This window comes from Serratia sp. SM04, from assembly GCF_040280225.1.
Taxonomy (GTDB): Bacteria; Pseudomonadota; Gammaproteobacteria; order Enterobacterales; family Enterobacteriaceae; genus Serratia; species Serratia sarumanii.
Map to the genome: position 1 here is coordinate 307,628 of NZ_JBEOQT010000004.1, position 20,185 is coordinate 327,812.

Consider the following 20,185-nt stretch of genomic DNA (forward strand, 5'->3'; position numbering starts at 1 on the left):
AAGTATAATCAGCGATGTGTAGTGGAACAATTTAATTAAAATCAGTTTGTTAAGTTAGAATTAATCATAGTTCTGATTAATACCATCGAAATAAATATTTTCAATTCATTGGATGTTAACGGCACAACGCAAGTCGCCGCCCGCTGAGGCGGCGTGGAGTTTATTGCGCGGCGGTGAGGGGCAGGGGCAGTTGATAGAGACGGAAGCTGTCGGGCACTTCGGATTCATGGCCGGGCAGCAGGCGGTGGCGAATGCGCGATTCGCTGACGAAGGCGCAGCCTTGTGGGGTGATAGTCAGATTGACCGGCGATTCCATGCCTTCGCGCAAGACCTCAATCCGGTGCATGCCTGCCGCCTTGGGAGACGGGATCCGCAGGATCCGCCCCTGGCCGCTCTGGATCCCGTTTTCCAGCACGATCAGCGCGCCGTCCGGTGCCAACCCCATCCCGTCCGGGTTTTCAATCAGGCGCGGCAGCTGTATTTCCGTCAGCTGCGGCTTTGGATCGTTATAGCGGAGGGTGTAGAGCTTACCGGTGCCGAAATTGGCGACAGCCAGCAGCCGGTCGTCGAGCAGCACGATCCCGGCGGCGCCCAGCCCGCTGGGGGCCGCTAAGCGTGGATCCTGATACAGCGTACTGAATGCCGCTTCGCCCGGCCGCAGGCGCAGGATGCCGCCGCCGCGGGTTTCCGTCACGTACACCGTACCGTCTGCGCCGAGCACGATATCGTTGCCCATTTCTCCCGCCGGCAGCGCCAGGCTGCGGTTGAGCGTGCCATCCGCGACGTTCAGCGCGTAGATGCGGTTGGCGCGCGTTTTGCCGCCGGAGAGGAAGTCCGGCGAATTGCCCCACAGCAGCCCGCGCCGTTCGTCCAGCCGCAGCGCGTTTGAGGCGAACACCGTGTCAGCGCCGGGGAAAAAGGTTTCCCACGCTTTACCCGGCCGTTTGCGCAGCACGTTGCCGCTGGTGATCAGGCCGACATACAGCGTGCCGTCCGCCGCGCGGGCGATGCCGTTGGGATAAAGCGCGCCGGGCGGCAGCGTCATGCTGCTTTCCGTACAGTGCGCATCGACGGCGGCCTGCGCCGGCGCGCTGAGGGTGAATGCAGTAGCGAGGGTGAATAACGCCGCTCGCGCGGTCACAGCGTATGACATGTTTCTCTCCTGGAATGAAGGAAAAGGGGCTACCAACGTTCGGGGCGGGCAGCGTGCGCCATTGGCGCCTCCAGCGCGGCCACGTCTTCTTGCGATAGCCTGAGGTCGAGCGCCGCCAGTGCATCCTGCAGATGGTGTGGCTTGGACATGCCCACCAGCGGCGATGCCACGCCGGGTTTGGCCAACAGCCAGGCCAGCGCGATTTGCGCCGGAGGAACGCCGCGCGCGGCCGCCACCTCCGCTACCGCAGCGACGGTGCGTTCGACCTCGTTTCTGCCGCCGTACCAACGGGGGGCCTGCTCGTCGGTGGCGGCACGCAGCGTGCCGCCACTGCCGGAGCCGGCCAGCACGCCGCGGGCCAGCGGCGACCAGGGCGTCAGGCCAAGACCTTCCTCCAGGCACAGCGGGATCAGCTCTTCTTCGTCTTCACGCGTCACCAGGTTGTATTGGCTTTGCAACGAAATAAACGGCGCCAGGCGGTGCTGACGTTGAAAGGCCAGCATTTTCATCAGGCGCCAGGCGTGCAGTGAAGACGCGCCGAGATAGCGGATCTTGCCCGCCCGCACCAGGCCATCGAGGGTGTCGGCGGTTTCTTCGATCGGCGTTTCGGTGTCGAAGCGGTGCAGCACGAACAGATCGAGGTAATCCGTTCCCAACCGCTGCAAGGAGGCGTCAATGCTGTGCAGCAGGTGCTTGCGCGACAGCCCCCGGCTGTTCGGCTGCGCGTCCATCGGAAAGTAAGCCTTGGTGGCGATCACCACGTCTTCTCGACGGGCGAACGCCTTCAGCGCGCGGCCGAGAATGCGCTCGCTTTCTCCGCCGGAGTAAATGTTGGCGGTATCGAAGAAATTGATGCCCGCTTCCAGCGCCTCGCGGATAAAGGGGCGCGCTTCATCCTCCTTCAGCACCCAGGGGCGCCAGGCCGGATCGCCGTAGGTCATGCCGCCCAGGCAGAGGCGGGACACCTTCAGGCCGCTGTCGCCAAGCCGAACGTAGTTCATGGCGTCGTCTCCTCAGCGCATGCCGGCGATGGTGTAACCGCCGTCCACCAGCAGGCTTTGGCCGGTGATGAAGCGGGCTTCGTCCGTCGCCAGCCACAGCGCCACATCGCCGATGTCTTCCGATTCGCCCAGGCGGCCGGCGGGCGTATGGGCGATAAAGGGCGCGAACGCCGCGCTGTCGGCCACGCTGCCGCGCGCCATCGGCGTGTCGATGATGCCGGGGTTGATGTTGTTGACGCGGATGCCCTGGCCGCTGTATTCGAGCGCCACCGCGCGGATCATCGCATCGAGCGCGCCTTTGCTGGCGGAGTAGCTGGATGAACCGGCCAGCGCGCCGTGGGTCAGCCAGGAGGAAGTGTTAACGATCACGCCGCCCGAGCGCTGAGCCAGGAAGGTTTCAATCTCGTATTTCATCGCCAGCCAGACGCCTCTGAGGTTAATGGCGATCACCCGGTCAAAATCTTCGCTGGTCTGTTCGGTGATGGGAGCGAAGTTGCCGATGATGCCGGCGTTGTTGAAGGCGACGTCGAGCCGGCCGTAGTGGGCGGTCACCGTGGCGAGCAGCCTACGGATATCGTCTTCCTGAGAGACGTCGGCCACGATGGGCAGGGCGTCGCCGCCGGCGAGCGCGATGTCGCGCGCCGTGGCTTCGATTTCCGCCGCGCGTCGGCCGGCCAGCGCCACTTTGGCGCCTTCGCGGGCATAGGCCAGCGCGGCGGCGCGGCCGATGCCTGTGCCGCCGCCGCTCACCAGCACGACTTTGTCCGCCAGACGGCGCGGCGTTTCATGAGTTGGAGCTGTAGCATTAATCATCGCATCGATACCTGGTAATGGGTTCGATCGTAATGCTATGTTGTTAGATAACGGATAACTATCCGCTAAAAATTCATCTCACTATTAGATAATTTATATTAATAGCATGAAGAAACCCGAATTGTCCGGCCTGGCGGCCTTCGTGGCTATCGCCAGTGAACGCAGCTTCCGCCGCGCCGCCGCCCGATTGGGCGTGACGCCGCCGACGCTGACCCACACCCTGCGCGAACTGGAAGCGCAGGTGGGCATTCGCCTGCTGAACCGCACCACCCGCAACGTTTCGCCGACGGAGGCCGGTGAGCATCTGTTGGCACAGCTGGTGCCGGCCTTTACCGACATCGACGCCGCGCTGGAGAGCCTGAATGCGTTTCGCGAAGGGCCGCGCGGCCTGGTGCGCATCAACGCGCCGCGTTCGGCGATCGATCTCGCCATCGTGCCGCATCTGGGGCGGTTGGCCAGCGAATATCCCGGCATTACGCTGGAGGTGGTGGCGGACGAAGGGTTCGCCAACATCGTCGAGCAAGGCTTTGACGCCGGTATTCGGCTCGGCGAGGATCTGCACAACGATATGCGCGCGGTGCGTCTGACGCCGGAGCTGCGTTTTGCCATCGTCGCCACGCCGGACTATTTTCAACGGCACGGCGAACCGACGCACCCGCAGGATTTACTGCAGCACCGCTGCATCGGTTGGCGCAAGGCCTCTTCGGGCGAGCGCTACAAATGGGCATTTCAGCAGGGCGAGCAGCGATTTACCGTGGCGGTCAACAGCCCGCTGATCGTGGATGACGCCAGGCTGTTGCTGCAGGCGGCGTTGGCGCACGTCGGCATCGCATTCGCCATCGAGCAGGAGGTGGAAGAACACCTGGCGAGCGGGCGGTTGCGGCGAGTGTTGGCCGACTGGTGCGCGCCGTTTCCCGGTTTTTACCTCTATTACCCCAACCGCAGGAACCATTCCGTGGCGCTGGCCACGGTGATCGAGTTGCTGCGTCTGCCCACCTAATCCTCTTCGCCTGCCATCGCGTTCGGAGAGCAGCAGGCGAATCAAGCTTGAACTATTTTTATTCTCTTTTCGTTTGTTCAGGCGCAAATAAACCCTTAAATGCTCGGCGTGTTTATAACTGTCTGTTTATAATTGTTATTTGAGTATTTATTGCGAATATTCTGAGTTTGTATCGGTTATTTGAGAGCCCGGTCACACTATTTTTTTATGCGAAATGTGAAGGGGGTCAAGCCATCAGGTCAAGGAGAGACGGTTATTCTCTCCCCTGGCTTACCGATCCGTTTTTCATGCTCCGTATACTGTCTGCAACCAGGGCAACGTGACGGAAATTTTCATAAGGAATGTGCGTGAAGCAATCGTGATTGCATCTGGCATACAAATAACACGGGGTTTTTTTGATTATCTGAGGTGCTTGGTATGGAAAAGAAAAAAATCTATCTGTTTTGTTCTGCCGGTATGTCCACTTCCCTGTTGGTTTCAAAAATGAAGGCGCAGGCCGAGAAATACGAAGTGCCGGTGATCATCGCCGCCTACCCGGAAGCGCTGGCTGCGGAGAAAGGCGTTGAAGCGGATCTGATCCTGCTGGGGCCGCAGATTGCCTACACCTTGCCGGAAGTGCAAAAACAGCTGCCCAACAAACCCGTTGAAGTCATCGATCCGCTGCTGTACGGCAAGGTCGATGGGCTGGGCGTGCTGAAGGCCGCGGTGGCCGCCATCAAGAAAGCCAACCAATAACAGGAGGCCGCCGTGAATACCCTCATTGCCTCGCTCGAGAAGGTTATCCTGCCTTTCGCCGTAAAAATCGGCAAGCAGCCCCACGTCAACGCCATCAAGAACGGCTTTATCCGCCTGATGCCGCTGACCTTGACCGGGGCGATGTTCGTGTTGATTAACAACGTGTTCCTGAGCTTCGGCGAAGGATCGTTCTTCTATTCGCTGGGCGTGCGCCTGGACGCCTCCACCATCGAGACGCTCAATAGCCTGAAGAGCATTGGCGGCAGCGTGTACAACGGCACGCTGGGGATCATGTCCCTGATGACGCCGTTCTTTATCAGCATGGCGTTGGCCGAAGAGCGCAAGGTCGATCCGCTCGCCTCGGCGCTGCTGGCGGTGGCGGCCTTTATGACCGTCACGCCGTTCAACGTCGGCGAGGCCTATGCGGTGGGCGCCAACTGGCTGGGCGGCGCCAACATCATTTCCGGTATGGTGATCGGGCTGGTGGTGGCCGAGATGTTTGCTTTCATCGTGCGGCGCAACTGGGTGATCAGCCTGCCGGACAGCGTGCCGGCTTCGGTGTCGCGCTCCTTCTCGGCGCTGATCCCCGGTTTCATCATCCTCTCCATCATGGGGCTGGTGGCGTTCGCGCTGGCGCACTGGGGCACCAACTTCCACCAGATCATCATGGACGGCATTTCGGCGCCGTTGGCCAAGATGGGCAGCGTGGTAGGCTGGGTGTACGTGCTGTTCTCCTCGCTGCTGTGGTTCTTTGGGGTGCACGGCTCCATGGCGCTGGCGGCGCTGGACAGCGGCATCATGACGCCGTTCGCACTCGAAAACGTGGAGCTGTACAACAAATACGGTTCGGTCGAAGCGGCGGTGGCCGCCGGGAAAGAGTTCCACATGTGGGCGAAGCCGTTCGTCGACTCCTACATTTACCTCGGCGGCACCGGCTCGACGCTGGGCCTGATCATCGCCATCTTCATCGCCTCGCGCCGCGAGGATTACCGCCAGGTCGCCAAGCTGGCGACGCCGTCCGGCATTTTTCAGATCAACGAACCGATTCTGTTCGGCCTGCCGGTGATCATGAACCCGGTGATGTTCATTCCGTTCATCCTGGTGCAGCCGGTGCTGACCATTATCACCTCGCTGGCTTATTATTCCGGGCTGATCCCGCCTATCACCAACATCGCGCCCTGGACCATGCCGGTCGGCCTGGGGGCGTTCTTCAACACCAACGGCAGCATCATGGCCATGTTGTTGAGCCTGTTTAACCTGGCGGTCGCCACCGTGATTTATCTGCCGTTCGTGGCGATCTCCAACAAGGCGCAGAGCCAGATCGACGCGGCGACGGAAAGCGAAGAAGACATCGCCAAGGCGCTGAAATTCTAACTGTGGAACGGGGCGGCGCGGCCGCCCTGCGAGGGACGCGAGTATGGAATATCAATTTGCCGACGGGTTTTGGTGGGGCAGCGCCACCTCCGCGCCGCAGTCTGAAGGGGCGGCCGCGCGGGACGGCAAGAGCCGCAACATCTTCGACTATTGGTACGAGATCGCGCCCGAGCGCTTTCACGATCGGGTGGGGCCGGCCGAGGCCTCGACCTTTTACGACCATTTCCGCACCGATATCGGGCTGCTCAAAACGCTGGGCCACAATACCTTCAGAACGTCTATCTCGTGGTCGCGGCTGATCCCGGACGGTGACGGCGAGGTGAACCCGCAGGCGGTGGCGTTCTATAACGCGATGATCGACGAGCTGCTGGCGCAGGGCATCACCCCGTTTATCAATCTCTATCACTTCGATATGCCGCTGTGCATGCAGCAGCGCGGCGGCTGGGAAAGCCGGGCGGTGGTCGAAGCCTATGCGCGTTACGCCGATATCTGCTTCGGCCTGTTTGGCGATCGGGTCACCCACTGGTTCACCTTCAACGAGCCGATCGTGCCGGTGGAGGCCGGTTACCTGAATGACCTGCATTACCCTTGCGTGGTGGACTTCAAACGGGCGGTCACCGTGGCGTATCACAGCGTACTGGCGCACGCCATGGCGGTGCAGCGTTTCAGAGCGCGGGAGCTGCCGGGGAGCATCGGCATCATTCTGAATCTGAGCCCGACCTATCCACGTTCCGACGCGCCGGAGGATCGGCAGGCCGCGCATGACGCCGATCTGCTGCTCAACCGCAGTTTCCTCGATCCGGTCGCCAAAGGGCGTTATCCGGCGGCGTTGCTGCAGCTGCTGGAGCGGCATGGGCTGATGCCCTGCTGCGAGCCGCAGGATGCGCCGCTGATTGAAAGCGGCGTGGTGGACATCCTCGGCGTCAACTATTACCAGCCGCGCAGGGTGCAGGCGAAAGAGGGGCGTCGTGCCGAGGGGCCGATCGCATCGCCGGAGGATTTGTTCAGTTACTATGCAATGCCGGGCCGCAAAATCAATCCGCACCGCGGCTGGGAGATCTACGAAAAGGGGCTGTACGACATCCTGATGGATCTGAAAGAGAACTACGGCAACCTGCCTTGTTATATTTCGGAAAACGGCATGGGCGTTGAGGGCGAAGAGGCGTTTATCGGCGCCAATGGGCGGGTGGAGGACGATTACCGCATCGACTTTATTCGCGAGCACCTGAAGTGGCTGCACCGCGCGCTGGCGGAAGGCTCGCAGTGCAAAGGCTATCATCTGTGGACCTTTATCGACTGCTGGTCCTGGCTGAACGCCTACAAGAATCGTTATGGGCTGGTGCGGCTGGATCGGGCGGATCAGCGCCGCACCATCAAGAAAAGCGGCTACTGGTTTGCCGAGGCGGCCAGACGCAACGGATTTGACTAACGGGAGGCCGGCGCCGTGTCCGACAACCGAATTTCGCTGAGTGCCAACGACGTGAAGCTGATTCGCGAGCAGGATTTTTTTAACTGCAAAGATTTTCACCTGTTTATCTACAACAAGGTGGAAAGCGCCACCGGGCTGCATCAGCACGACTATTACGAGTTCACCATCGTGCTGAGCGGCAAATGCTATCAGGAGATCAACGGCAAGCGGGTGCTGCTGGAGCGCGGGGATTTCGTCTTTATCCCCATCGGCTCCTACCACCAGAGCTTTTACGAGTTCGGCGCGACGAAAATCTTCAACGTGGCGGTCAGCAAAGCGTTCTTTGAAGAGCACTATTTGCAGCAGCTGCCGCGCTGCTTCGTCGCCTCGCAGGCCTACAGCCTGAGAAACGAGTTTTTGGCCTATATCGAATCGGTGGTGAGTTCGCCGCAGTTTCGCGAGGACGACTTCGCCGAATTTCTCGAAACGCTGACCTTCTATGTGATCAGCCGTATTCGTCACCATAAAGAAGAAAACGACGGCGGCGATGATATCCCGCAGTGGCTGAAGAACACCCTGGCCGGCATGCATGACAAGGCGATGTTCGGCGAAAGGGCGTTGGCTAACATGGTGGCGCTGTCGGGGAAAACCCAGGAATATCTGACCCGGGCGATGCGGCGTTACTACCACAAGACGCCGATGCAGGTGATCAATGAGATCCGCATCAACTTCGCCAAGACGCAGCTGGAGGTCACCAACTATTCGGTTTCCGATATCGCCTTCGATTCCGGCTATGGCGATGTCAGCCTGTTCATTAAAAACTTCAAGCGGCTCACCGATGTGACCCCAGGCAACTACCGAAAAAAGTGCTACGGCCCTCTTTAGGGCCGCTCCCGATCAGTATCAACGCCGATATGCCGATGAGCTTCAGGCCGCCGGCCGGTTAATCATTCGATTTTTACCTTAGCGAAGGGGAATGCCGCGCCGGTCGGTCGGGCTTCCCTTGCCAAAAATTCATCCTGCGGGAGCCACTATGGAAAAACTACTGATCGTGAATGCCGATGACTTCGGCCTGAGCAAGGGGCAAAACTACGGTGTTATCGAGGCGTATCAGCATGGCGTCGTTTCCTCTACCACGGCGATGGTGAACGGCGGCGGCGCACAGCACGCGGCGGCGCTCAGCCGGCAATATCCGGGGCTGCCGATCGGGCTGCATTTCGTTTTGACCCATGGCAGGCCGCTGGGCGCCATGCCTTCGCTGGTCAACGAGCATGGCGAATTGGGCAAATGGCTGTGGCGCCGCGCCGAGGCCGGCGAGCTGCAGCTGGACGAGATCCAGGAGGAGCTGCAGCGCCAGTTCACGCGGTTTGTGACGCTGTTCGGCAGGCCGCCGACGCACATCGACAGCCACCACCATGTACATATGCAGCCGCAGATTTACCCGCTGGTGGAGGCGTTTGCGCAGGCGCAGGGTCTGCCGCTGCGCCTCGATCGCGAAGAGGCGAAACGGCGCGATATTGCGTTGCAGACGCCCTGCAGCACCGACGCGTTTGACGCGGGATTCTACGGCGAAACGATTTCCGAAGCCTTGTTCCTGCAGCGGTTGGCGCGCGCTGACGAGCAGGGCGCCGAGTCATTGGAAATGATGTGCCACCCGGCGTTCCTCGACACGACGATCCTGCTGAGCAAATACTGCCACCCGCGCCTCGTCGAGCTGGATGTGTTGACCGCGCCGACGCTGAAAGCGGCGATCGCCGAACGCGGTTTTCTGCTGGGCTCTTTCCTGGATCTGTAGCTCCGCGCCGTTTACAGCATGGCGTGCGCCTTTTTCAGGCCGGTGTCCTCTTGCGGATCGGCGCCCTGAGGCAAGTGCTCCGTTTCCTGTTCTTCAGGCTGCGGCTCGTCGACATCGGGCGCCGCTTCCGGCGGCGGCATGGTGTCGTGAATGATCTGCTCATCAAAGGTCGGATTGAGCGCCGGCGACAGCGGCGAGCTGGCGAGGCTGTCCGGCAGCGGAATGTGCGGCACCGGCGCGTCCTGCGCCAGCTGCGGCTCCTCCGCTTTCGCCGTGCGGCTGAGGGCCGCCAGCAGCACGCCGCACAGGGCGAAGAAGGCGTACAGGATATTGCCGCCAAGCGGCTCGATCAGCGCGCCGACCGCCAGCGGCCCGATGCTGGCGCCGACGCCGAACGCCATCAGCAGGCAGGCGGCCAGCGAGACGCGACGCTCCGGCTCGATCAGATCGTTGGCCAATGCCACCACCAGCGGGTAGAGCGTAAACTGCAGCATGCTGACGACGAACCCCACCGCCAGCAGCAGCGGGAAATCGATGTGCGGCAGCAGCGCCAGCGGCAGCGCCGCCACGATCAGAAAAATGGCGTTGAGGCGCATCAGCAAGGGGCGGTTATAGCGATCCGACAGCCAACTGAGCGGGAATTGCGCCACCAGCCCGGCGAAGATGGCCAGCGCCATGAACAGGCCGGTTTGCTGTGTGCTTAAGGATTGCAGGCTGGCGTAGACCGGCGCCAGGCCGTAAAACGAACCTACCACCATGCCGATCACCAGCGTGGTGGCCAGCACCTTGGGAATGGCGCCGACAAAGTAACGCAGTTCCATCGGCGCCGGCGACATGTGGCGCGCATTGGTGCGGGTGGTGAGAGCGATCGGCACCAGGCAGAGCGCGAAGCACAGAGCGATCACCAGCAGCGTGGCGATGCCCAGATTGCTTTGCAGCATCAGCACGATCTGGCCCAGCGACATGCCGAGATAGGTCGCCGCCATATAGAAACCGAACACCATGCCGCGCTGGTTGGATTCCGCCTGGTCGTTTAGCCAGCTTTCCAGCACCATGAACTGACACATCATGCACAGCCCGATCACCAGGCGCAGCGCAACCCAGGCGGGAATGAACGCCGTCAGGCCGTGCCCCAGCACCGCGGCGGTAATGATGCCGGCGCAGGCCACGTAGGCGCGGATATGCCCGACGCGGGCGATGAGAAAGTGGCCGACCTTGCCGCCGATCACCAACCCGATGTAGTTGGCGGCGATGATGGCGCCGATCAGCGCGCTGCTGACGTGGATGGAGGCCAGCCGCAGCGAGACGTAGGTGGTGAGCAGGCCCGAGCCCAACAGCAGCAGCAGGGTGGTGGTGTACAACGGCAAGAATACGCCCAACGTTTTTTTCACGCTATCGTCCTAATCTCTTCTGGTGCGCCCTGAGGCCGCCGCCGCAGCGTGCCGCCTCCGTGATGTTCCTTGTGCTGGTGCGCCGCCGCTCGCTGGGGCGCTTCTTTTGATACTAGCAGCTTGGCCGGGCGCTTAAAACCGCACCTCCTGCGAGGCGCTGCGCATTTCTGCGCGCCAGCCGTCGCGCCGCCTTGATAAATGCTACTATCGGGCGCATATACCTGAATTCGCGAGGGAGGGGTTATGAGTGACGACCAACTGCGCCGGCTCAGCGTGCTGGCGGGGGAAAAACTGAAGGCTCAGGGCCGCTGGATCACCTGCGCGGAATCCTGCACCGGCGGCGGCATTGCCAAGGCCATTACCGATATCGCGGGGAGCTCCGCCTATTTCGATCGCGGTTTCGTCACCTACAGCAATGCGGCGAAGCACGACCTGCTGGGAGTGAGCGAAGCCACGTTGGCGGCGCACGGCGCGGTCAGCGAAGAGGTGGTGCGCGAGATGGCGATAGGGGCGCTGCGTGCGGCGCGGGCCGATCTGGCGCTCTCGGTAAGCGGCATCGCCGGCCCGGACGGCGGCAGCGCGGAAAAGCCGGTCGGCACCGTGTGGTTCGGCTTCGCCAGCAGCGATGGCCGGGGGCTGTCACGCAAGATGCAATTCGAGGGCGATCGCGATGCGGTGCGGCTGCAGGCGACGATTTTCGCGCTGCAAACCGCCATCGACGAATTTTTGTAAATTAGGCTTGATACTGTATGACCATACAGTATAATTAGTGACATTTCCTGCACAACATACATTCAGTGGCAGTGTGGGGTAACACCGGCATTGCGAAACGAAGGAGCAAAAATGGCTATTGATGAGAACAAGCAAAAGGCGTTAGCTGCGGCACTGGGCCAGATTGAGAAACAGTTCGGCAAAGGCTCCATCATGCGCCTGGGTGAAGACCGCTCCATGGACGTGGAAACGATCTCCACCGGCTCACTGTCACTCGATATCGCTCTGGGCGCCGGCGGCCTGCCGATGGGCCGCATCGTCGAAATCTACGGCCCGGAATCCTCCGGTAAAACCACCCTGACGCTGCAGGTGATCGCCGCTGCGCAGCGCGAAGGCAAAACCTGTGCGTTCATCGACGCTGAGCACGCGCTGGATCCTATCTATGCGAAAAAGCTGGGCGTCGATATCGACAACCTGCTGTGCTCCCAGCCGGACACCGGCGAGCAGGCGCTGGAAATCTGTGATGCGCTGACCCGCTCCGGCGCGGTTGACGTCATCATCGTCGACTCCGTGGCGGCGCTGACGCCGAAGGCGGAAATCGAAGGTGAAATCGGCGATTCGCACATGGGTCTGGCGGCGCGCATGATGAGCCAGGCGATGCGTAAGCTGGCCGGCAACCTGAAAAACGCCAATACCCTGCTGATCTTCATCAACCAGATCCGTATGAAAATTGGCGTGATGTTCGGCAACCCGGAAACGACGACCGGCGGTAACGCCCTGAAGTTCTACGCTTCGGTGCGTCTGGATATCCGCCGCATCGGCGCCATCAAAGAGGGCGACGAAGTGGTGGGCAGCGAAACCCGCGTGAAAGTGGTGAAGAACAAAATCGCTGCGCCGTTCAAGCAGGCTGAGTTCCAAATCATGTACGGCGAAGGCATCAACAGCCGTGGCGAACTGGTCGATCTGGGCGTGAAGCACAAGATGATCGAAAAAGCCGGCGCCTGGTACAGCTATAACGGCGAGAAGATCGGCCAGGGCAAGGCGAATGCCTGTAACTTCCTGAAAGAAAACCCGGCTATCGCCGCCGAGCTGGATAAGAAGCTGCGTGACCTGCTGCTGCACAGCGGCGGTGAATTGGTGGCCGCTTCCGGTGACGACTTCGAAGACGACGAAGCGGAAACCAGCGAGCAGTTCTAATCGCTGAAGATGTGCGCCGCCGTTCGTGTGGCGCATATCCCATAAATTCAGGCTTGAATGATGAATGACTTGCTAAGCCGCGCCATGCGCCTGCTGTCGCAACGCGATCATAGTGAAGCTGAACTGCGCCGCAAACTTGCGGCGCAGCCGTTTGTGGCGAAAGCCCGTTTTGGCAGCAAGGGGCCACATGCGCCGGCATCACCGCCGGTGGTTGAAGAGCCGGTGGATCCTGCGCTGATCGAGCAGGTTATCGCCTACTGTTACCAGCATAACTGGCTGGACGATAAGCGTTTCGCTCACAGCTACATCGGCAGCCGCAGTCGTAAAGGTTACGGTGCGCAGCGCATCCGCAGCGAACTGATGCAAAAGGGCGTCGACAAAGCGCTGGTGCAGGACGCGCTGGCGGATTGCGACATCGACTGGTGTGAACAGGCAAAACAGGTGGCGCAGCGAAAATTTGGCGATGCGTTGCCAACCGACTGGAAAGAGAAAGCCAAAGTGCAGCGTTATCTGCTCTATCGCGGCTTCTTCCAGGAAGAAATTCAGTCAATTTACCGTGATTTTGCGCAATGAGCGCACACGGGGTTTTACTTCCCTCTGAAGAAAATTTATCTTATCCCCACTTTTTGTTCGTGAGCTGGTTGTCATCGTCGGGATGACGCGTCACCGGCTCACGTGTCGTTATTCTAGCCTTTCCAGGAAAATTATGAGCAAGAGCACCGCTGAGATCCGTCAAGCGTTTCTCGATTTCTTTCATAGTAAGGGTCATCAGGTTGTAGCGAGCAGCTCCCTGGTGCCTAACAATGATCCGACATTGCTGTTTACCAATGCCGGCATGAACCAATTTAAGGATGTTTTCCTGGGGCTCGACAAACGCGCCTATTCCCGCGCCACCACCTCGCAGCGCTGCGTGCGCGCAGGCGGCAAGCATAACGACCTGGAAAACGTCGGTTATACCGCGCGTCACCACACCTTCTTTGAAATGCTGGGCAACTTCAGCTTCGGCGATTACTTCAAGCACGACGCGATCGGCTACGCATGGGAACTGCTGACCGGTGAAAACTGGTTCAACCTGCCGAAAGAGCGACTGTGGGTCACCGTGTATGAAACCGATGACGAAGCGTTCGACATCTGGCAGAAGCAAATCGGCGTACCGGCCGAGCGCATTATCCGCATCGGCGACAACAAGGGCGCGCCTTTCGCTTCCGATAACTTCTGGCAGATGGGCGACACCGGCCCATGCGGCCCGTGCACCGAGATTTTCTACGATCACGGCGATCACATCTGGGGCGGCCCTCCAGGCAGCCCGGAAGAAGACGGCGACCGCTACATCGAGATCTGGAACATCGTTTTCATGCAGTTCAACCGTCAGTCCGACGGCACCATGCTGCCGCTGCCGAAACCTTCTGTGGATACCGGTATGGGTCTAGAGCGCATTGCGGCGGTGTTGCAGCATGTGAACTCCAACTATGAAATCGATCTGTTCCGTACCCTGATCGCCGCCGTGGCTAAAGTGACCGGCGCAACCGATCTGGACAACAAATCCCTGCGCGTTATCGCCGACCACATTCGTTCCTGCGCCTTCCTGGTGTCGGACGGCGTGATCCCGTCTAACGAAAACCGCGGCTATGTGCTGCGCCGTATCATTCGTCGCGCGATCCGCCATGGCAACATGCTGGGCGCGAAAGACACCTTCTTCTACAAACTGGTGGCGCCGTTGATCGAAGTGATGGGCCCGGCGGCCGACGAACTGAAACGCCAGCAATCGCTGGTGGAGCAGGTGCTGAAAACCGAAGAAGAGCAGTTTGCCCGCACGCTGGAGCGTGGCCTGGCGCTGTTGGACGAAGAGCTGGCCAAGCTGCAGGGCGATACCCTGGACGGCGAAACCGCTTTCCGTCTGTACGATACCTACGGTTTCCCGATCGATCTGACCGCTGACGTCTGCCGCGAGCGCGGTTTGAAAGTCGACGAAGCAGGCTTTGAAGACGCGATGGAAGCACAGCGCCGCCGTGCGCGCGAATCCAGCGGCTTTGGTGCCGACTATAACAGCCTGATCCGCGTGGACGGCAGCAGCCAGTTCAGCGGTTACGATCACGACGAGCAGCAGGCGACGGTCATCGCGCTGTTCCGCGACGGCCAGCCGGTCGATCAGATCAACGCCGGCGAAGAGGCGGTGGTGGTGCTGGATGAGACGCCGTTCTATGGCGAGTCCGGCGGCCAGGTCGGCGATAAAGGCGTGCTGAAAGCCGCCGGCGCTGAGTTTACGGTCAACGATACCCAGAAATACGGTCAGGCTATCGGCCATCAGGGCAAACTGGCGCAGGGTTCGCTGAAGCTGAACGATCGCGTGGACGCGCAGATCGACGCTGAGCGCCGCAACAGCATTCGTCTGAACCACTCCGCAACTCACCTGCTGCACGCCGCGCTGCGCCAAACGTTGGGCGACCACGTCGCGCAGAAAGGCTCGCTGGTTAACGACAAATACCTGCGTTTCGACTTCTCGCACTTCGAAGCGATGAAGCCGGAGCAAATCCGCGCGGTGGAAGATCTGGTGAACCAGCAGGTGCGTCGTAACCTGCCGGTGCAGACTGAGCTGATGGCCTTGGAAGATGCCAAAGAGAAGGGCGCGATGGCGCTGTTCGGCGAGAAATACGATGACAACGTGCGCGTGCTGACCATGGGCGACTTCTCCACCGAGCTGTGCGGCGGCACCCACGCCAGCCGCACCGGTGATATCGGCCTGTTCCGCATTCTGAGCGAGTCGGGCACTGCGGCGGGCATCCGCCGTATTGAAGCGGTGACCGGCGCTGGCGCTATCGCTACGCTGCATCAGCAAAGCGATTTGTTGCAAGACGTTGCTCAGTTGGTGAAGGGCGACAGCAACACCCTGACCGATAAAGTGCGCTCGGTGCTCGATCGCACGCGCGCGCTGGAAAAAGAACTGCAGCAGTTGAAAGATCAGCAGGCGGCGCAGGAGAGCGCTTCGTTGTCCAGCCAGGCAAAAGTGGTTAACGGCGTGAAGCTGTTGGTCAGCCAGTTGGACAATGTCGAAGCCAAAATGCTGCGCACCATGGTGGATGACCTGAAAAATCAATTGGGTTCGGCCATCATCGTGTTGGCAACGACGGCCGATGACAAAGTCAGCCTGGTTGCTGGTGTGACCAAGGATCTGACTGACCGCGTGAAAGCCGGCGAGTTGATCGGCAACGTGGCGCAGCAGGTCGGCGGCAAGGGCGGTGGTCGCCCGGATATGGCGATGGCGGGGGGGACGGATATCAACGCCCTGCCAGCGGCGTTAAACAGCGTAGAAGCCTGGGTGGCCTCGAAGCTGTGAATATAAATAAATAGCACGCACAAACGCCATAATACTTTGTTGATTATGGCGTTTTCATACTGTGCTAACACAATTTAGTTACAATTGCGGGAACAAAGTTTTTCAGGTCGGCTAAACTTACCATTATCTGAGGTGGGACCAAGTCTGCTTACACTTATTGTGGGTTGCGCGGCTTACGTTTTCACCACATATGATGGATAATGACGGGGAAACTGAGAGACCCGACTCTTTTAATCTTTCAAGGAGCAAAGAATGTTAATTCTGACTCGTCGAGTTGGTGAAACCCTCATGATTGGCGATGAGGTTACGGTTACTGTGCTAGGGGTAAAAGGCAACCAGGTGCGTATTGGTGTGAACGCCCCCAAAGAGGTTTCGGTTCACCGTGAAGAAATCTATCAGCGCATTCAGGCAGAGAAGTCTCAGCAGACGACTTACTGATTCCGAAGCAGCGTCTCGTTGCCAGACGAGACGCTACTGCATCGTTTTACCCACTTCCTTCGCCCTCCCTCTTCTTTTTCGTGATTATTTTCCCGGTTAGTTTCCTGCTTTGTTGCTACAGACGCGGCGGTTGCCTGTTGATAAAACGCCCTTTTTGCCGTGAAATCGCCCATGTTGGGTGCGAATTGTGCAAACGCGCATGAGTTGGGAAAAATTGTTTGACTTAAAAGTCGGAGAAAGTAATATGTGCGCCACGCAGTGCCGATGAGCTTCTCTAAAGCGAGTTAGGCACAATTCGAAAAGAAGCGTTTGGTGAGGTGGCCGAGAGGCTGAAGGCGCTCCCCTGCTAAGGGAGTATGCGGTCAAAAGCTGCATCCGGGGTTCGAATCCCCGCCTCACCGCCATTTGCATCCGTAGCTCAGCTGGATAGAGTACTCGGCTACGAACCGAGCGGTCGGAGGTTCGAATCCTCCCGGATGCACCATATTAGCCGTATGGTAGAGTTGGGAACAAAGTACCATAGGGTATCAAAGAATTACTGTGCATCCGTAGCTCAGCTGGATAGAGTACTCGGCTACGAACCGAGCGGTCGGAGGTTCGAATCCTCCCGGATGCACCATTCTTCACTTCCCGTACTGCGAAGAGAAATCTTCAGGCGGGCAGTAAAAAAGAAAGTGTCCCTTAGGGAGGATAACGTTGCTTCAGCAACGGCCCGCAGGGTGAGGCGCAAGCGCCGAATCATCCTCCCGGATGCACCATTCTTTAAGTCTGGCTTCATTAGCGAAGCAGGCAAGCAGTAAAAACAGTAATGCATCCGTAGCTCAGCTGGATAGAGTACTCGGCTACGAACCGAGCGGTCGGAGGTTCGAATCCTCCCGGATGCACCATCTAAGAGAAACCCGCTTCGGCGGGTTTTTCGCTTTTCAGCATTTAACCATTCTCTACTTCACCCCTGTCCTCCTTTGCGCCCGATAGGGCATAGCACATTCCGTTATGACGCAGTCAGCGACAACCCAACGGCTTTACGCTAAAGTAGTTTTCTTTCCTCAACGATCATGGAGTAACGATGTACGACCGCTATCAGGGTCTTATTTTCGACATGGACGGCACGATTCTGGACACCGAGCCAACGCACCGTAAAGCGTGGCGTGAAGTGCTGTCCCGTTATGGCATGACGTTTGATGAAGCGGCCATGGTGGCGCTGAGCGGTTCGCCGACCTGGCGCATCGCGCAGGCGATTATCGCCAGCCATCAGGCCGATCTCGATCCTCATCACCTGGCCGCGGAGAAAACCCGCGCGGTGGAAGCGATGCTGCTGGACAGCGTGCGTCCATTGCCGCTGATCGAGGTGGTGAAGTCCTATCATGGCCGCCGTCCGATGGCGGTCGGCACCGGCAGCGAGCACCGCATGGCGGAAATGCTGCTGCGTCATCTCGGCCTGTTCAACTGCTTCGACGCGATCGTCGGTGCGGACGACGTGCAGCGCCACAAACCGGAGCCGGACACCTTCCTGCGCTGCGCCGAACTGATCGGCGTGCCGCCGGAAAAATGCGTGGTGTTTGAAGACGCTGATTTCGGCATTCAGGCGGCGAAAAGCGCCGGTATGGCGGTGGTAGACGTCCGTACGCTGTGAGTAGTACGCTAGCCGTAATATCGTTATTTGGCAGTAGCTTCCTCAGTGCGACGCTGCTGCCGGGAAATTCAGAAATCGTTCTGGTCGCCTTGCTGACCCAGAGTCGCGTCTCGCCGGAGTTGCTGGTGCTGGCCGCGACCCTGGGCAACACGCTGGGTGGCTTGACCAATGTCATTATCGGGCGCCTGTTACCGGCGTTGAAACCACAGCGGGGGCTGGCAACGGCGCTCGGGTGGCTGCAACGCTTCGGCCCGGCTGCGCTGTTGCTCAGCTGGGTGCCGGTGGTGGGCGATTTGTTGTGCGTGTTGGCAGGTTGGCTGCGCATGCCCTGGGGCTCTGTCGCGCTGTTTCTGTGTATCGGAAAGGCGCTGCGTTACATCGTTTTGGCTATGATAACGGTACAGGGCATCGCCTGGTGGCAGTAACCAAGTGAATATAACTCAATATTCTCTCGGGTGCGGATTCAGTATGCTTACGAGTTATTGTTTTTAGAAGCGGGAGGTCAATTTGATCCCGGACGTATCACAGGCGCTTTCTTGGTTGGAAGCCCATCCCCAGGCATTAAAAGGCATTCGTCGCGGCATCGAGCGTGAAACGCTGCGGGTCACGCCGAACGGCACCTTGGCGACCACCGGGCATCCGGAAAAGCTGGGCGCGGCATTGACGCACCACTGGATCACCACGGATTTCGCCGAAGCGCTGTTAGAGTTCATTACGCCGGTTGATGACAATATCGACCACCTGCTGACGTTCCTGCGCGATATTCATCGCTACGTGGCGCGCAATATCGGCGATGAGCGCATGTGGCCGCTCAGCATGCCGTGCTTTATCGAAGCTGAGCAGGATATCGAGCTGGCGCAGTTCGGCTCGTCGAACATCGGCCGCATGAAGACGCTGTACCGCGAAGGGTTGAAGAATCGCTACGGTGCGCTGATGCAGACCATTTCCGGCGTGCACTACAACTTCTCGCTGCCGCTGGAGTTTTGGCAGGCCTGGGCCGGCGTGCAGGACGCAGAAAGCGGTAAAGAGCAGATCTCGGCGGGCTATTTCCGCCTGATCCGCAACTATTACCGTTTCGGCTGGGTGATCCCGTATCTGTTCGGGGCATCGCCGGCCATTTGTTCTTCGTTCCTCAAGGGGCGCGAGACCAATCTGCCGTTCGAGCGCACCGAGCAGGGGATGTGCTACCTGCCGTACGCCACTTCGCTGCGCCTGAGCGACCTGGGTTATACCAACAAGTCGCAGAGCAATCTGGGCATCACCTTTAACGATCTGCACAGCTATGTGGCCGGTCTGAAACGGGCGATCGCGACGCCTTCCGAAGAGTTCGCCAAGCTGGGCGTGAAAGAGGGTGACCGTTACCTGCAGCTGAACAGCAACGTGCTGCAAATCGAGAACGAGCTGTATGCGCCGATCCGGCCGAAGCGCGTGACCAAAAGCGGCGAGACGCCGTCGGACGCGCTGCTGCGCGGTGGTATCGAATACATCGAAGTGCGTTCGCTGGACATCAACCCGTTCTCGCCGATCGGCGTGGATGCGGTGCAGGCGCGTTTCCTGGATCTGTTCCTGGTGTGGTGCGCGCTGGCCGATGCGCCGGAGATGAGCAGCGATGAACTGCTGTGCACGCGCAAGAACTGGAACCGGGTGATCCTGGAGGGCCGCAAGCCGGGCCAGACCATCGGCATCGGCTGTGGCGCCAGCCATGAACCGCTCGAAAAAGTGGGCAAGGCGTTGTTCGCCGATCTGCGTCGGGTGGCGGAAGTGTTGGACGGCGAAGCCGGCGATCGCCAATACCAGCAGGTGTGCGATGAGCTGGTCGCCGCGTTCGACGACCCTGAGCTGACCTTCTCCGCGCGCATCCTGAAAGCGATGCAAGCGGAAGGCACCGGGCGCGTCGGCCTGCAATTGGCGGAGCAATATCGCAAGATGCTGCTGGAAGAGCCGTTGGAAATCCTGAACGAGGCCGAGCTGGATAAAGAGCGGGAAGCCTCGTGGCAACGCCAACGCGACATAGAAGCCAATGATACGCTAAGCTTTGAAGCGTTCCTGAAGCAAAACGGCGGAAGCTGAAAAAGAAAAAGGCCACATCAATGTGGCCAAATATGCATCTCTGATGACAGGGATGATGATAACAAATGCGCGTCTTTCAGATACTGAGACTCGCAGGGTTGGAAAAGGTTTCCCGGTTAGGAAAAAAAGTTT

General features: G+C 59.6%; 18 protein-coding genes and 4 tRNA genes. 18 read left to right on the plus strand and 4 right to left on the minus strand.

The genetic code is table 11. The features are described from left to right. Positions 1–160 precede the first annotated feature (160 nt). From ABTW55_RS08920 to ABTW55_RS08930, 3 genes are read right to left on the minus strand one after another with little or no spacing between them, the layout of a single operon-like run. Complete coding sequence (locus ABTW55_RS08920) at positions 161–1,153, minus strand: hypothetical protein (protein ID WP_230199956.1); 993 nt, start codon at positions 1,151–1,153, stop codon at positions 161–163. A gap of 29 nt (positions 1,154–1,182) precedes the next feature. Next, positions 1,183–2,154 carry an aldo/keto reductase gene (locus ABTW55_RS08925; RefSeq protein ID WP_039568911.1) on the minus strand — a complete coding sequence of 324 codons (972 nt, stop codon included), beginning with the start codon at positions 2,152–2,154 and terminating at the stop codon, positions 1,183–1,185. Between the two features lie 12 nt (positions 2,155–2,166). Then, positions 2,167–2,967, minus strand: a complete 801-nt coding sequence (locus tag ABTW55_RS08930) for an SDR family NAD(P)-dependent oxidoreductase (RefSeq protein WP_060419463.1) — start codon at positions 2,965–2,967, stop codon at positions 2,167–2,169. Between the two features lie 106 nt (positions 2,968–3,073). Here ABTW55_RS08930 and ABTW55_RS08935 point away from each other — a divergent pair, with 106 nt between their 5' ends. From ABTW55_RS08935 to chbG, 6 genes are all read left to right on the plus strand, one after another. Further along, the gene (locus tag ABTW55_RS08935; protein ID WP_060422402.1) at positions 3,074–3,967 is read left to right on the plus strand and encodes a LysR family transcriptional regulator; all 894 of its coding nucleotides are present in this window, start codon (positions 3,074–3,076) and stop codon (positions 3,965–3,967) included. Between the two features lie 417 nt (positions 3,968–4,384). Beyond that, positions 4,385–4,702 carry a PTS sugar transporter subunit IIB gene (locus ABTW55_RS08940; protein WP_004932561.1) on the plus strand — a complete coding sequence of 106 codons (318 nt, stop codon included), beginning with the start codon at positions 4,385–4,387 and terminating at the stop codon, positions 4,700–4,702. 12 nt (positions 4,703–4,714) lie between these two features. Continuing rightward, complete coding sequence (gene chbC, locus ABTW55_RS08945) at positions 4,715–6,076, plus strand: PTS N,N'-diacetylchitobiose transporter subunit IIC (protein WP_004932557.1); 1,362 nt, start codon at positions 4,715–4,717, stop codon at positions 6,074–6,076. Positions 6,077–6,119: 43 nt separating this feature from the next. Beyond that, positions 6,120–7,505 (plus strand): glycoside hydrolase family 1 protein, encoded by a 1,386-nt coding sequence (locus ABTW55_RS08950; RefSeq protein ID WP_060422400.1) that lies wholly within the window; start codon positions 6,120–6,122, stop codon positions 7,503–7,505. A 15-nt stretch (positions 7,506–7,520) separates the two neighbouring features. Beyond that, positions 7,521–8,369, plus strand: a complete 849-nt coding sequence (chbR, locus tag ABTW55_RS08955; RefSeq protein WP_033637170.1) for a transcriptional regulator ChbR — start codon at positions 7,521–7,523, stop codon at positions 8,367–8,369. A 148-nt stretch (positions 8,370–8,517) separates the two neighbouring features. Next, a complete protein-coding gene (chbG, locus tag ABTW55_RS08960; RefSeq protein ID WP_060422397.1) occupies positions 8,518–9,279 on the plus strand; it encodes a chitin disaccharide deacetylase in 762 nt (253 codons plus the stop codon). An 11-nt stretch (positions 9,280–9,290) separates the two neighbouring features. Here the strand turns inward: chbG and ABTW55_RS08965 are convergent, their stop codons facing one another. Next, positions 9,291–10,670 carry an MFS transporter gene (locus tag ABTW55_RS08965; RefSeq protein WP_049213106.1) on the minus strand — a complete coding sequence of 460 codons (1,380 nt, stop codon included), beginning with the start codon at positions 10,668–10,670 and terminating at the stop codon, positions 9,291–9,293. A 243-nt stretch (positions 10,671–10,913) separates the two neighbouring features. Here ABTW55_RS08965 and pncC point away from each other — a divergent pair, with 243 nt between their 5' ends. The 12 genes from pncC to gshA all read left to right on the plus strand — a co-directional run bounded on the left by pncC (position 10,914) and on the right by gshA (position 20,053). Then, the gene (gene pncC, locus ABTW55_RS08970; RefSeq protein ID WP_060422394.1) at positions 10,914–11,402 is read left to right on the plus strand and encodes a nicotinamide-nucleotide amidase; all 489 of its coding nucleotides are present in this window, start codon (positions 10,914–10,916) and stop codon (positions 11,400–11,402) included. 111 nt (positions 11,403–11,513) lie between these two features. Continuing rightward, complete coding sequence (recA, locus tag ABTW55_RS08975; protein WP_004932541.1) at positions 11,514–12,578, plus strand: recombinase RecA; 1,065 nt, start codon at positions 11,514–11,516, stop codon at positions 12,576–12,578. A 60-nt stretch (positions 12,579–12,638) separates the two neighbouring features. Beyond that, on the plus strand, positions 12,639–13,151 hold the full coding sequence (gene recX, locus ABTW55_RS08980; protein WP_033649272.1) for a recombination regulator RecX: 513 nt from the start codon (positions 12,639–12,641) through the stop codon (positions 13,149–13,151). A gap of 133 nt (positions 13,152–13,284) precedes the next feature. Next, complete coding sequence (gene alaS, locus ABTW55_RS08985) at positions 13,285–15,912, plus strand: alanine--tRNA ligase (RefSeq protein ID WP_033649274.1); 2,628 nt, start codon at positions 13,285–13,287, stop codon at positions 15,910–15,912. Between the two features lie 252 nt (positions 15,913–16,164). Beyond that, positions 16,165–16,350: a carbon storage regulator CsrA gene (gene csrA / locus ABTW55_RS08990; protein ID WP_004091602.1), complete on the plus strand. Its 186-nt coding sequence runs from the start codon at positions 16,165–16,167 to the stop codon at positions 16,348–16,350. Positions 16,351–16,661: 311 nt separating this feature from the next. Then, positions 16,662–16,754, plus strand: a tRNA-Ser gene (locus ABTW55_RS08995). Positions 16,755–16,757: 3 nt separating this feature from the next. Then, positions 16,758–16,834: transfer RNA gene (locus ABTW55_RS09000), tRNA-Arg, on the plus strand. 58 nt (positions 16,835–16,892) lie between these two features. Continuing rightward, a tRNA-Arg gene (locus tag ABTW55_RS09005) sits at positions 16,893–16,969 on the plus strand. A gap of 191 nt (positions 16,970–17,160) precedes the next feature. Then, positions 17,161–17,237: transfer RNA gene (locus ABTW55_RS09010), tRNA-Arg, on the plus strand. A 179-nt stretch (positions 17,238–17,416) separates the two neighbouring features. Next, a complete protein-coding gene (gene yqaB / locus ABTW55_RS09015) occupies positions 17,417–17,983 on the plus strand; it encodes a fructose-1-phosphate/6-phosphogluconate phosphatase (RefSeq protein ID WP_033637176.1) in 567 nt (188 codons plus the stop codon). After that, the gene (locus ABTW55_RS09020; protein ID WP_004932520.1) at positions 17,980–18,408 is read left to right on the plus strand and encodes a YqaA family protein; all 429 of its coding nucleotides are present in this window, start codon (positions 17,980–17,982) and stop codon (positions 18,406–18,408) included. The genes yqaB and ABTW55_RS09020 overlap by 4 nt, the downstream gene beginning before the upstream one ends. A gap of 82 nt (positions 18,409–18,490) precedes the next feature. After that, on the plus strand, positions 18,491–20,053 hold the full coding sequence (gene gshA / locus ABTW55_RS09025) for a glutamate--cysteine ligase (protein WP_033650024.1): 1,563 nt from the start codon (positions 18,491–18,493) through the stop codon (positions 20,051–20,053). The last annotated feature ends 132 nt before the right edge of the window (positions 20,054–20,185 follow it).

Bases quoted from the DNA above. Each gene is read 5' to 3' on its own strand.
- ABTW55_RS08920 (WP_230199956.1), bottom strand. From the start codon at position 1,153: ATGTCATACGCTGTGACCGCGCGAGCGGCGTTATTCACCCTCGCTACT.
- ABTW55_RS08925 (WP_039568911.1), bottom strand. From the start codon at position 2,154: ATGAACTACGTTCGGCTTGGCGACAGCGGCCTGAAGGTGTCCCGCCTC.
- ABTW55_RS08930 (WP_060419463.1), bottom strand. From the start codon at position 2,967: ATGATTAATGCTACAGCTCCAACTCATGAAACGCCGCGCCGTCTGGCG.
- ABTW55_RS08935 (WP_060422402.1), top strand. From the start codon at position 3,074: ATGAAGAAACCCGAATTGTCCGGCCTGGCGGCCTTCGTGGCTATCGCC.
- ABTW55_RS08940 (WP_004932561.1), top strand. From the start codon at position 4,385: ATGGAAAAGAAAAAAATCTATCTGTTTTGTTCTGCCGGTATGTCCACT.
- ABTW55_RS08950 (WP_060422400.1), top strand. From the start codon at position 6,120: ATGGAATATCAATTTGCCGACGGGTTTTGGTGGGGCAGCGCCACCTCC.
- chbG (WP_060422397.1), top strand. From the start codon at position 8,518: ATGGAAAAACTACTGATCGTGAATGCCGATGACTTCGGCCTGAGCAAG.
- pncC (WP_060422394.1), top strand. From the start codon at position 10,914: ATGAGTGACGACCAACTGCGCCGGCTCAGCGTGCTGGCGGGGGAAAAA.
- recA (WP_004932541.1), top strand. From the start codon at position 11,514: ATGGCTATTGATGAGAACAAGCAAAAGGCGTTAGCTGCGGCACTGGGC.
- recX (WP_033649272.1), top strand. From the start codon at position 12,639: ATGAATGACTTGCTAAGCCGCGCCATGCGCCTGCTGTCGCAACGCGAT.
- alaS (WP_033649274.1), top strand. From the start codon at position 13,285: ATGAGCAAGAGCACCGCTGAGATCCGTCAAGCGTTTCTCGATTTCTTT.
- csrA (WP_004091602.1), top strand. From the start codon at position 16,165: ATGTTAATTCTGACTCGTCGAGTTGGTGAAACCCTCATGATTGGCGAT.
- yqaB (WP_033637176.1), top strand. From the start codon at position 17,417: ATGTACGACCGCTATCAGGGTCTTATTTTCGACATGGACGGCACGATT.